Consider the following 10,579-nt stretch of genomic DNA (forward strand, 5'->3'; position numbering starts at 1 on the left):
TTTTTCTCTTCAACCGACCGGGCTGTTTGCGTGAAGTGATTCACATCCACCGTGTCGATGGAGGCGCATTATAGGGATCCCATTTTTTAGCACAAGTGTTTTTTGGATCTTTTTTGCTGAATGCTTGTTTTTCACCCCTTTCGCTATATTCCTGCGCAATTTGGCTGATTTTTGATAGATAAATCACTTGCACAGTCTCGATAATCCAACCAAAGTCTTCATTACCGCTCTATTTTCGCTGAGGTAAACATGTCTGATGTACTGCGCCCTTATAAGGATCTTTTCCCACAAATCGGAAAACGCGTGATGATCGACACCAGTAGCGTGGTCATTGGTGATGCCCGTTTGGCTGATGATGTCGGAATTTGGCCACTGGTCGCGATCCGTGGCGACGTGAACTACGTGCAAATCGGTGCGCGTACAAACATTCAGGACGGCAGCGTTCTACATGTCACACATAAATCTACATCCAATCCGCAGGGTAATCCGCTGATCGTAGGTGAAGATGTCACAGTTGGTCATAAAGTCATGCTGCACGGTTGTACCATTGGTAACCGCGTATTAGTCGGCATGGGATCGATTCTGTTGGACGGTGTCGTTGTTGAAGACGACGTTATGATTGGGGCGGGAAGCCTGGTTCCGCAAAACAAACGCCTGGAGAGTGGATATCTGTACCTGGGAAGCCCGGTTAAGCAGATCCGTCCATTAAGCGATGAAGAGAAAGCAGGCTTGCAATACTCAGCTAACAACTATGTTAAGTGGAAAGATGAGTATTTAAGTCAGAGTAGCCACACCCAACCCTGAGCGTCTTCCTGCTGGTCCTGGATCAATGCTTCGGCCTCTTCCTCCAGGTCCCAGCGATGTACTCGAAAGATTTCCAGCCACTGTTCAGGCGTCTCGCCGCCAAAGCGGGACGCCAACATCTTTCCCGATATGGCACATGTTAACTGCATGCCATGAACCATTGCAGGGAAAACAATGGCATTCACATCCGTCCGCCATTCTTCTCGATCGGGAAACTGGATCGCCTGATTCATGCCGACAATTCCTGTTGCATGCTTTTAATGACCGGCTCAATCTGGGGTAAAACGCCATGCCAGAGCAAAACAGCATGCGCAGCTTGCCCCACCAGCATCCCCAGACCATCGGCATACTGTTTCGCCCCATGCTTTTCACACCAGGAAAGGAACGGCGTACTCCCTTTCTGATAAAACATGTCGTAGCAGTAGACGGAGGGATGGATAAGAGATGCCGGAATAGACGGGACCTCACCGCTAATACCGCTGGACGTCGCGTTAATAATCAGATCAAAGCGGTGATTATCAAGTTCGTCCATTTCCACTGCCTGCACGCTACCGGTATGAGAGAAGAGCTGTGCCAGTTCTTCAGCGCGGGAGGCCGTACGATTAACAATGGTTACCGCACAATCCATTGAAAGAAGAGGTAGCAATACCCCACGGGATGCACCGCCCGCACCAATCAGCAGAATTCGCGATCCGGGACGAATAAAAGATAAACGCTCAAGATCGCTTAATAAACCGATACCATCCGTGTTATCTCCCAGCAAACGTCCATCCTCCAGCCGTTTAAGGGTGTTAACTGCTCCAGCTAGCGATGCCCGGTCTGTTAATTCATCGGCACGCGCAAACGCCTCTTCTTTAAAAGGAACGGTGACATTTGCTCCCTTACCCCCATCAGCAAAAAAGGCGTTCAGCGAATTCGCAAAGTCATTGATCGGCGCCAATACACGTCCATAGGAGTAATCAATCTTCAGCTGCTCTGCAAATTGCTGATGAATAAAAGGCGATTTACTGTGCGCTATCGGATTACCAAAAACAGCATACACTTCTTTCATATTACCCCTGTCGAAACTGTTCACCCGTCAGTGCATCACGGATCTCCGAAGGATTCAAACGCCCTCCGGTCTCTCCTTCAACAACGGGAAAGTCTGTACCAAACTGCGCGCGGACTTCCTCTACCGTTCGGCAAGGCGGTAAGCCACTCAAATTTGCACTGGTGGAAACTATAGGTTTGCCATAAGCCTGGCACAGTGCAACCACCAGCGGATGATCTGTGACACGCACGGCCAGCGAATCAAAACGACCGGTCAACCAACGAGGTGTAGACGCAAGTGCCGGGAAAACGAAGGTGACAGGACCCGGCCAGCGAGCGAAGATAGCCTCGCGTTGAGCATCAGTAAGCGAGCTATCGTCAATATAGGGCTTAAGTTGCTCAAAGTTAGCCGCAATCAAAATTAGGCCTTTCTCGACCGGGCGTTGTTTTAGTTCCAACAAACGACTTACTGCCGTTTCGCTGTCGGGATCGCAGCCGACACCAAATACAGCTTCTGTTGGATAGGCGATGACTTTCTCTTGGTTCAGTACCTCTATTGCAGCAGCGATAGGGCCTGTGGGCAGGTTATTATTCACTTTTTTATTCCGCCGAAATCGGCTTTCCACATTGTTTACTGGCACAGAAATGCTTCACACCCTGCGCGGTTTTCTTTTCGATGAGTAGCGGATAATGACACTCTGGACATTCTCCGGCTAACGGTTTGAAGTTAATGACAAACTGGCACTCCGGATAGCGATCGCAGGAGTAAAAAGTTTTGCCATAACGTGAACGCCGCTGGACCAGGTGACCAGTCTGGCATTGAGGACAGACTATTGCTGTTTCATCAGGCTTGTCGATAAGCTCGGTGTGATCGCACGCAGGGTAGTCACTGCATCCGATAAACATACCGAATCGCCCCTGTCGCAGCACCAACTCAGCGCCACATGCAGGGCAAAACTTACCCTCCAGAACTTTGACAATATGTCCGTCCGCCGATGATTTCAGCGGACGGACATAATCGCAATCTGGATAGTGTGAACAACCGAGAAACGGACCGTGTTTCCCGGAGCGAATAACCAGTTCGGCCCCGCATTGTGGGCAGGGCTCGTTTTTACGCACCGTAAACAGTGCTGATTTAGCCATAACAACTCATACTGAATGAAGATTGATTAATGCAGCATACCTTCATTCACTTCAAAGAGTAATTCTTCCATTTGCTGATAGGCATTTTCACAACCCGGAATGTTGAATAGCACCATCAGGATTACCCACTTCAGGTCTTCCAGATCAAACTCTGCCGTATCCAGCGCGAGTACGCGCTCAATTACCATTTCTCGCGTTTCGAGGTTTAGCACCTGAATCTGCTCCAGGAATAGCAAGAATCCGCGACAGCTCGCATCCAGTCGTTCACATTCTTCTGCAGTATAAATACGCAGAGAAAGAGGGTCAGACGCCAGCTGCATAGGTTCGGCAAGGCCATCCTGATAATCAGCAAGCTTTTCCAGCCACAGTAACGCGTTGTAGATGTCTTCACGATCAAAACCAGCGTCGGTAAGATCCCGTTCCAGTTTGTCCTGATCCACACGCAGCTCAGCTTCGTTATGGATATATGTCTCAAACAAATACATTAGTACGTCGAACATGGCATGCCCTCCTCAATCGGACATAGCCGCCGGGTACAGCTGCGATCCATCCTGCTAACTCCAGTTCGAGTAGTTGAGCCACTACCTCTGGCACAGGTTGGCCGGCACGTTCAGCGACGACGTCAACAGGTGTTACCTCATCTCCTACGTTAGCCAGGAGCTCAGGAAATGGCAATGCCACCTCTTCGTGATCTGGCGAATAAATTGATTTTTCAGGTTCATCTGGCAACCATTGCAGCCCATATTGCAAATTTTCCAGAATTTCCTCTGGTGCGGTCACAAGCGTGGCTCCCTGCTGAATAAGCCAATGTGGACCTTCACTTCCTGGACTCCCAATCGGTCCGGGCAAAGCAAAAACCTCCCGTCCTTGTTCCAGCGCACAGCGTGCTGTGACCAATGAACCGCTGCGCTGCGCGGCCTCAACGACCAGAACACCTTTACTTAGACCACTGATAATGCGATTTCGTCGGGGAAAATTGCGCGGCAGCGGGAGCGTATCTAATGGGAACTCAGACACCAATGCGCCTCCGGACTCGATCAGACGTTCAGCGAGACGGACATGCTGTCGTGGATGAATGGTCTCAAGCCCATTTCCCAGCACCGCAATACTCGTGCCTTGTCGGTTTATCGCCGCATTATGCGCCACGCCATCAATCCCTCGGGCCAGCCCACTGGTTATCGTCACCCCAGACGCGGCAAGCTTTTCGCAAAATAATCGCCCCCAACGTTCGCCATACCATGAATGTTGGCGACTACCGACGACGGCCACCTGAAATGAATGCAGGCATGCGGGAGTACCGGCAACGAAAAGTACCCCAGGATAATCTTCAATCACGCGCAGCTGGGACGGATAATGCTCGCTGTCGGCAACCACTAAATGGTGGTTCGGCTGCTCCAACCAACGCAGCGTTTTTTCCAGTAACTGTTCTGAAAAGGTTAAAAAGCGCATGGCCTGGCGGGAAGATAATCCTGCGTGCTGGAGTATCGTGTTGTTAATACAGGGTTGGGCATTGAGCCAGTGGGCAAGGCGCACCATCTCATCACCATACAGTTCATTCACTTGCGCTAAACGTAGCCAAATTTCAATTTGGGTCATCCCTGCTCCCCTGCCACAAGCAGTCCTGGCAATCTTTGCGATTGGTCACTGATGCTGTCAATCAGAGGGGGTTTTGTCTAGAATAGAGGTAATAATCTTTTCAACTCCTGAACACAACTCTGGATAACTATGTCAGTTTTGCAAGTGTTACATATTCCGGACGAGCGTCTTCGCAAAGTCGCAAAGCCGGTTGAAGAAGTGAATGCAGAAATTCAGCGTATCGTTGATGATATGTTCGAAACGATGTACGCAGAAGAGGGTATCGGTCTGGCCGCAACACAGGTCGATATCCATCAGCGCATCATTGTTATTGATGTCTCTGAAAATCGCGACGAGCAGTTGGTTTTAATCAACCCGGAGCTGCTGGAGAAAGATGGCGAAACCGGCATTGAAGAAGGTTGCCTGTCTATCCCCGAACAGCGTGCGTTAGTACCACGTGCTGAGAAAGTAAAAATTCGTGCGCTCAATCGCGACGGTAAATCTTTTGAACTGGAAGCCGATGGCCTGCTCGCTATCTGCATTCAACATGAAATGGATCACCTGGTCGGTAAACTGTTTATCGATTATCTGTCTCCGTTGAAGCAACAACGTATTCGTCAGAAAGTTGAAAAACTCGACCGCCTGAACGCCCGAGCTTAAGGACAAGAATCAACGTGTCAGACTCACTACGTATTATTTTTGCGGGTACACCTGACTTTGCAGCGCGTCACCTTGACGCGCTGTTGTCTTCTGGACATAACGTCGTTGGCGTGTTTACCCAACCGGACCGCCCTGCGGGACGCGGTAAAAAGCTGATGCCCAGCCCGGTAAAAGTGTTAGCAGAAGAAAAAGGGATACCGGTTTTCCAGCCCGTCTCTCTTCGCCCTCAGGAAAACCAACAGTTGGTTGCTGATTTACACGCAGACGTGATGGTGGTAGTGGCATATGGACTGATTCTGCCAAAAGCCGTGCTGGAAATGCCGCGCCTGGGTTGTATCAACGTTCACGGTTCCCTGCTTCCACGCTGGCGTGGCGCAGCACCGATTCAACGTTCACTGTGGGCTGGCGATAGCGAAACGGGTGTTACCATCATGCAAATGGATGTTGGTCTCGACACCGGTGATATGCTGCTTAAGCTCTCATGCCCGATTACGGCAGAGGATACCAGCGGTTCGTTATACGACAAGCTGGCAGACCTGGGGCCTCAGGGGCTGATTGAAACGCTAAAACAGCTGGCTGCTGGCACGATAAAACCCGTGGTACAAGATGAATCACTGGTTACGCATGCAGAGAAACTCAGTAAAGAAGAGGCCCGTATCGACTGGTCACTTTCGGCCGCTCAGTTGGAGCGCTGCATCCGCGCCTTTAACCCGTGGCCAATGAGCTATATCGTCATCGACGAGCAACCAGTAAAAATTTGGCAGGCGACGGTGATCGATACGCCCGCTAACGCTGAACCAGGCACAATTCTGGAAGCGACCCGTCAGGGTATCCAGGTTGCAACAGGCGACGGCATCCTGAATCTCGTCTCTTTGCAGCCTGCAGGCAAAAAAGCCATGAGTGCGCAGGATCTGCTTAATTCGCGCCGGGAGTGGTTTGTGCCCGGAAACCGTCTGGCCTGACGGTTCATCTCTTTAAGCCCGGTGTTACCGGGCATTTTTATTTTTGCACTTATGAAAAAACATCTTAATTTACGCAGTATGGCGGCCCAGACCGTCGAGCAGGTTGTCGAAAAGGGGCAATCATTAAGCAACGTGCTGCCCGCCATGCAGCAAAAAGTTGCCGATAAAGATAAAGCGCTGTTGCAAGAGCTTTGCTTCGGCGTATTGCGCACACTCTCGCAACTGGAGTGGATGATCCAGCAACTGATGGAACGTCCGATGACGGGCAAACAGCGTACCGTTCACTACCTGATCATGGTGGGCTTCTACCAACTGCTGCATACCCGTATCCCACCCCATGCTGCGCTGGCCGAAACCGTAGAAGGCGCCGTGGTGATTAAGCGTCCGCAGTTGAAAGGGCTGATCAATGGCGTATTGCGCCAGTTCCAGCGCCGTCAGGAAGAACTACTGGCCGAGTTCGCACAAAGCGATCTACGTTTCTTACACCCCTCCTGGCTGGTAAAACGTATTAAAGCCGCTTATCCACAGCAGTGGGAAGCCATCCTTGAGGCTAATAACCAACGCCCGCCAATGTGGCTCCGTGTTAATCGCAACCACCATACGCGCGACGCCTGGCTGGAACTACTCGCCGAAGCAGGATTGACCGGTTTCCCTCATCCGGATTACCCGGATGCGGTCCGTCTGGAGACACCTGCCTCCGTACTCGCTCTGCCTGGTTTTGAGCAAGGTTGGGTCACCGTTCAGGATGCCTCTGCCCAGGGTTGCGTCAGCTATCTGCAGCCACAAAACGGAGAGCAGATCCTTGATTTATGTTGCGCTCCCGGCGGCAAGACCACCCACATTCTGGAGGTCGCGCCAGATGCGAACGTGATGGCAGTCGATATCGACGATAAACGCCTGTCTCGCGTGTATGACAACCTGAAACGCTTGGGTATGAAAGCAACCGTGAAGCAGGGTGATGGTCGCTATCCGCAGCAGTGGTGCGGTGAGCAACAGTTTGACCGTATTTTGCTGGACGCCCCATGTTCTGCCACTGGTGTAATCCGTCGCCATCCGGATATCAAATGGCTGCGTCGCGATCGGGATATTGCCGAACTCGCTCAGTTGCAGGCGGAGATCCTCAACGCTACCTGGACACACCTTAAGCCTGGCGGCACGCTAGTCTATGCAACCTGTTCTATTCTGCCAGAAGAAAACCAACAGCAGATCGCCGCGTTCCTTGCACGCACACTGGATGCGGTGTTAAGCGAAACCGGTACGCCAGAGCAGCCAGGACGTCAGAATTTACCGGGTGCAGAAGATGGCGACGGCTTCTTTTACGCTAAGCTAATCAAAAAGTGATGAGATAACGGGTCGCGACTGATGAAAATTATCATTCTTGGCGCAGGGCAAGTTGGCGGTACGCTGGCTGAAAACCTGGTCGGAGAGAACAACGATATCACGGTAGTCGATACCAATGGTGAGCGCCTGCGCAGCTTGCAGGACAAGTTCGATCTCCGCGTCGTGCAAGGACATGGTTCACATCCCCGTGTATTGCGTGAGGCTGGTGCCGACGATGCCGATATGCTGGTTGCCGTAACCAGCTCAGATGAAACAAATATGGTTGCCTGCCAGGTAGCTTATTCCCTGTTTAATACGCCTAACCGTATCGCCCGTATTCGTTCACCGGATTATGTTCGCGATGCGGACAAGCTATTCCAATCCGATGCTGTCCCTATCGATCATCTGATTGCGCCTGAGCAACTGGTTATCGATAGCATTTATCGCCTGATTGAATATCCGGGCGCATTGCAGGTCGTGAATTTTGCCGAGGGCAAAGTCAGTCTGGCGGTCGTGAAAGCTTATTACGGCGGACCGCTAATCGGTAATGCGTTGTCGACAATGCGCGATCACATGCCGCATATCGATACCCGCGTTGCGGCAATATTCCGTCATGACAGGCCAATTCGCCCGCAGGGCTCTACCATCGTTGAAGCGGGTGATGAGGTTTTCTTTATCGCGGCATCACAGCACATTCGCGCCGTCATGAGCGAGCTACAGCGTCTGGAAAAGCCGTACAAACGCATTATGTTAGTCGGTGGCGGTAATATCGGTGCGGGGCTCGCGCGGCGTCTGGAAAAAGATTACAGCGTCAAACTGATCGAGCGTAATCAGCAGCGCGCATCGGAGCTTGCAGAGAAATTGCAAAATACGATCGTCTTTTTTGGCGATGCTTCGGATCAAGAGCTGCTGGCGGAAGAACATATCGATCAGGTTGATCTGTTCATTGCGGTGACCAACGACGATGAAGCTAACATCATGTCGGCGATGCTGGCTAAACGAATGGGCGCCAAGAAAGTGATGGTGCTAATCCAACGCAGAGCGTACGTCGATCTGGTACAGGGCAGCGTGATCGATATTGCGATTTCACCGCAGCAGGCGACCATCTCCGCACTCCTGAGCCATGTGCGTAAAGCTGATATTGTTGGTGTTTCATCACTACGCCGCGGCGTAGCGGAAGCCATTGAAGCCGTCGCACACGGTGATGAGACAACATCTCGGGTGGTAGGTCGCTCGATTGATGAAATTAAACTTCCGCCTGGCACCATTATTGGCGCCGTTGTACGGGGTAATGATGTGATGATTGCCAATGACAACCTGCGTATTGAACAGGGCGATCACGTTATTATGTTCCTGACAGATAAAAAGTTTATTACCGACGTCGAGCGCTTATTCCAGCCAAGCCCCTTCTTCCTGTAATAATTTGGGCGCTAATATAGCGCCCTTTTTATTTCCCTTTATTTATCAGGGCCTAATAATTTTTCCTTTCCGCAATACATAAATGGAAATTGCCTAAACATTTGTTAAACTTATAAACGTCAGCTGCATAGGGAGAATAAAATGAGCATTATTAAAGAGTTTCGCGAATTCGCGATGCGCGGGAATGTTGTCGATTTGGCAGTGGGTGTCATTATTGGTGCGGCATTTGGTAAGATCGTTTCATCACTGGTTGCCGATATCATCATGCCGCCACTGGGGTTGTTAATTGGTGGGATTGATTTTAAACAGTTTGCTTTAACGTTACGTGATGCGCAGGGAGACATCCCGGCGGTAGTCATGCATTACGGCGTATTCATTCAGAATGTCTTCGATTTCATTATTGTTGCGTTTGCTATCTTTATGGCAATCAAACTGATCAATAAATTGAATCGTAAAAAAGCTGAGGAGCCAGCGGCGCCCCCTGCACCATCTAAAGAAGAAGTATTACTAAGTGAAATTCGTGACCTGCTGAAAGAACAGAACAACCGCTCTTAAGCGTTCATTGAAACAAAAAGGCCAGTGGTAAAAAAGTGCTTCACTTTCTTGCCACTGGCCTCCCAGTTTCCCCGATTGCCATGTTTACCTTTACGTAGATAACTTCCCTTCCCTTTTTTATTTTTCTCAATGCGCTGCCTGAACAGTGGATCATGCAGAAGCGCCTCAATGGCGTTGTCCTTTATCTGTCCTTTGGTATGCTGATAACGGCTCATACTCTCTCCAGTTTGTGGGGGTAATTTACGCCGGGAGTGTAGACCTGACCGTGCAAAAAATCAACGGTCTGATATTGTCCCGCTGGCACCTTGTTCAAGTGCTTCAAGAATAGAACAGTACACACTGCTATGTGCTTTACCACAGCACGCGTCATTTAATCGTTGTAACGATCGTTGCATCGCCTGAAGCTCCGCTATGCGCGCTTCGACCTCTTGTAATCTTTCCTGAACGATCCCTTTTGATTCCTGGCAGGTATGGTGCTCTGGATCTATGCGGATCGAAAGCAGTTCGCGAATCGACTCCAGTGTAAAACCAAGCTGCCGGGCATAACGAATAAATTTAAGACGCTGAAGATCGCTTTCCGTGTAGAGACGAAACCCGCCTTCTGTACGTACTTCATGCTCCATCATCTGCTGCTTTTCATAGTAACGGATAGTATCCGGCGTCACGTCAGCCAGCTTCGCTAATTCACCAATTCGGTACATGCTCTCTCCGCTATTTGTCGTTGATCTTCTGTAGCAGCTTATCTGCGTATTCGCCGTGTAAAAACTCGGTGCTAAGTCCAGCTTGTCGAAGTTTTAGCTCCAGTAGCGACAACCGACGACTGACTTCCTGATAACTGGGATCATCTTTGCGGATCCCCGCGAGTATTTCAAGCAGTTGGATTGCCTCTCTGCGCTGCTCAAGCTCAGGTGGAAGACAACCTGCATTTTTTAATAAACGGTATCCGGCCCGAAGTTCAGGCGGAATATGGGAATCATCGTCAAGGGTAAGCGGTTCGCCTGTACCAGGTAAATCATCAAACTCGCCTTTAGACTGTGCAGCAATAATATGGCGCTCCGCCCACTGGTCCAGTAACCACATATGACACTCCAGGGGATGAACAAAAAAAGTAC

Annotated in this window: 15 protein-coding genes; 6 read left to right on the forward strand and 9 right to left on the reverse strand. The window is 50.5% G+C overall.

Annotated elements, in window-relative coordinates; translation table 11 throughout:
• Nucleotides 1-249 precede the first annotated feature (249 nt).
• On the forward strand, nucleotides 250-804 hold the full coding sequence (locus tag FDW92_RS04605) for a gamma carbonic anhydrase family protein (protein ID WP_042312116.1): 555 nt from the start codon (nucleotides 250-252) through the stop codon (nucleotides 802-804).
• Here FDW92_RS04605 and FDW92_RS04610 read toward each other — a convergent pair.
• From FDW92_RS04610 to dprA, 6 genes are read right to left on the reverse strand one after another with little or no spacing between them, the layout of a single operon-like run.
• The gene (locus FDW92_RS04610) at nucleotides 780-1,037 is read right to left on the reverse strand and encodes a DUF1488 domain-containing protein (RefSeq protein WP_042312114.1); all 258 of its coding nucleotides are present in this window, start codon (nucleotides 1,035-1,037) and stop codon (nucleotides 780-782) included. The two genes, FDW92_RS04605 and FDW92_RS04610, sit on opposite strands and share 25 nt — an antisense overlap.
• Nucleotides 1,034-1,855: a shikimate dehydrogenase gene (aroE, locus tag FDW92_RS04615; protein WP_042312112.1), complete on the reverse strand. Its 822-nt coding sequence runs from the start codon at nucleotides 1,853-1,855 to the stop codon at nucleotides 1,034-1,036. Before aroE ends, FDW92_RS04610 begins: the two co-directional genes overlap by 4 nt.
• A 1-nt stretch (nucleotide 1,856) precedes the next feature.
• Nucleotides 1,857-2,429: an L-threonylcarbamoyladenylate synthase type 1 TsaC gene (tsaC, locus tag FDW92_RS04620; protein ID WP_042312111.1), complete on the reverse strand. Its 573-nt coding sequence runs from the start codon at nucleotides 2,427-2,429 to the stop codon at nucleotides 1,857-1,859.
• Between the two features lie 4 nt (nucleotides 2,430-2,433).
• Nucleotides 2,434-2,976, reverse strand: coding sequence for a type I DNA topoisomerase (locus tag FDW92_RS04625; protein WP_042312108.1), 543 nt, complete (start codon nucleotides 2,974-2,976; stop codon nucleotides 2,434-2,436).
• 26 nt (nucleotides 2,977-3,002) lie between these two features.
• A complete protein-coding gene (smg, locus tag FDW92_RS04630; protein ID WP_038634635.1) occupies nucleotides 3,003-3,476 on the reverse strand; it encodes a DUF494 family protein Smg in 474 nt (157 codons plus the stop codon).
• On the reverse strand, nucleotides 3,448-4,572 hold the full coding sequence (gene dprA, locus FDW92_RS04635) for a DNA-protecting protein DprA (protein WP_042312104.1): 1,125 nt from the start codon (nucleotides 4,570-4,572) through the stop codon (nucleotides 3,448-3,450). Before dprA ends, smg begins: the two co-directional genes overlap by 29 nt.
• 129 nt (nucleotides 4,573-4,701) lie before the next feature.
• On the opposite strand from dprA, the gene def reads away from it, so the two are divergent.
• The 5 genes from def to mscL all read left to right on the forward strand — a co-directional run bounded on the left by def (nucleotide 4,702) and on the right by mscL (nucleotide 9,467).
• A complete protein-coding gene (def, locus tag FDW92_RS04640) occupies nucleotides 4,702-5,211 on the forward strand; it encodes a peptide deformylase (protein ID WP_038634641.1) in 510 nt (169 codons plus the stop codon).
• Between the two features lie 14 nt (nucleotides 5,212-5,225).
• The gene (fmt, locus tag FDW92_RS04645) at nucleotides 5,226-6,173 is read left to right on the forward strand and encodes a methionyl-tRNA formyltransferase (protein WP_042312102.1); all 948 of its coding nucleotides are present in this window, start codon (nucleotides 5,226-5,228) and stop codon (nucleotides 6,171-6,173) included.
• 51 nt (nucleotides 6,174-6,224) lie between these two features.
• Entirely contained in the window at nucleotides 6,225-7,514 is a 1,290-nt protein-coding gene (rsmB, locus tag FDW92_RS04650; protein WP_042312122.1) for a 16S rRNA (cytosine(967)-C(5))-methyltransferase RsmB, read from the forward strand.
• Nucleotides 7,515-7,535: 21 nt separating this feature from the next.
• Nucleotides 7,536-8,912 carry a Trk system potassium transporter TrkA gene (gene trkA / locus FDW92_RS04655; RefSeq protein WP_006687350.1) on the forward strand — a complete coding sequence of 459 codons (1,377 nt, stop codon included), beginning with the start codon at nucleotides 7,536-7,538 and terminating at the stop codon, nucleotides 8,910-8,912.
• 141 nt (nucleotides 8,913-9,053) lie between these two features.
• Entirely contained in the window at nucleotides 9,054-9,467 is a 414-nt protein-coding gene (gene mscL / locus FDW92_RS04660) for a large-conductance mechanosensitive channel protein MscL (protein ID WP_003031152.1), read from the forward strand.
• Here mscL and FDW92_RS04665 read toward each other — a convergent pair.
• From FDW92_RS04665 to FDW92_RS04675, 3 genes are read right to left on the reverse strand one after another with little or no spacing between them, the layout of a single operon-like run.
• Entirely contained in the window at nucleotides 9,464-9,682 is a 219-nt protein-coding gene (locus FDW92_RS04665) for an alternative ribosome-rescue factor A (protein WP_042312099.1), read from the reverse strand. The two genes, mscL and FDW92_RS04665, sit on opposite strands and share 4 nt — an antisense overlap.
• A 60-nt stretch (nucleotides 9,683-9,742) precedes the next feature.
• Nucleotides 9,743-10,168 carry a Zn(2+)-responsive transcriptional regulator gene (gene zntR / locus FDW92_RS04670; RefSeq protein WP_042312097.1) on the reverse strand — a complete coding sequence of 142 codons (426 nt, stop codon included), beginning with the start codon at nucleotides 10,166-10,168 and terminating at the stop codon, nucleotides 9,743-9,745.
• A gap of 10 nt (nucleotides 10,169-10,178) precedes the next feature.
• Nucleotides 10,179-10,547, reverse strand: a complete 369-nt coding sequence (locus tag FDW92_RS04675) for a DUF1992 domain-containing protein (protein WP_038634662.1) — start codon at nucleotides 10,545-10,547, stop codon at nucleotides 10,179-10,181.
• Nucleotides 10,548-10,579 lie beyond the last annotated feature (32 nt).

This window comes from Citrobacter sp. wls706, assembly GCF_005281305.1.
Classification (GTDB): Bacteria; Pseudomonadota; Gammaproteobacteria; order Enterobacterales; family Enterobacteriaceae; genus Citrobacter; species Citrobacter werkmanii.

What these genes read in the sequence shown, in the direction of transcription:
- FDW92_RS04605 (WP_042312116.1), top strand. Translation starts at nt 250, where the DNA reads ATGTCTGATGTACTGCGCCCTTATAAGGATCTTTTCCCACAAATCGGA.
- FDW92_RS04610 (WP_042312114.1), bottom strand. Translation starts at nt 1,037, where the DNA reads ATGAATCAGGCGATCCAGTTTCCCGATCGAGAAGAATGGCGGACGGAT.
- aroE (WP_042312112.1), bottom strand. Translation starts at nt 1,855, where the DNA reads ATGAAAGAAGTGTATGCTGTTTTTGGTAATCCGATAGCGCACAGTAAA.
- FDW92_RS04625 (WP_042312108.1), bottom strand. Translation starts at nt 2,976, where the DNA reads ATGGCTAAATCAGCACTGTTTACGGTGCGTAAAAACGAGCCCTGCCCA.
- smg (WP_038634635.1), bottom strand. Translation starts at nt 3,476, where the DNA reads ATGTTCGACGTACTAATGTATTTGTTTGAGACATATATCCATAACGAA.
- dprA (WP_042312104.1), bottom strand. Translation starts at nt 4,572, where the DNA reads ATGACCCAAATTGAAATTTGGCTACGTTTAGCGCAAGTGAATGAACTG.
- def (WP_038634641.1), top strand. Translation starts at nt 4,702, where the DNA reads ATGTCAGTTTTGCAAGTGTTACATATTCCGGACGAGCGTCTTCGCAAA.
- rsmB (WP_042312122.1), top strand. Translation starts at nt 6,225, where the DNA reads ATGAAAAAACATCTTAATTTACGCAGTATGGCGGCCCAGACCGTCGAG.
- trkA (WP_006687350.1), top strand. Translation starts at nt 7,536, where the DNA reads ATGAAAATTATCATTCTTGGCGCAGGGCAAGTTGGCGGTACGCTGGCT.
- mscL (WP_003031152.1), top strand. Translation starts at nt 9,054, where the DNA reads ATGAGCATTATTAAAGAGTTTCGCGAATTCGCGATGCGCGGGAATGTT.
- FDW92_RS04665 (WP_042312099.1), bottom strand. Translation starts at nt 9,682, where the DNA reads ATGAGCCGTTATCAGCATACCAAAGGACAGATAAAGGACAACGCCATT.
- zntR (WP_042312097.1), bottom strand. Translation starts at nt 10,168, where the DNA reads ATGTACCGAATTGGTGAATTAGCGAAGCTGGCTGACGTGACGCCGGAT.
- FDW92_RS04675 (WP_038634662.1), bottom strand. Translation starts at nt 10,547, where the DNA reads ATGTGGTTACTGGACCAGTGGGCGGAGCGCCATATTATTGCTGCACAG.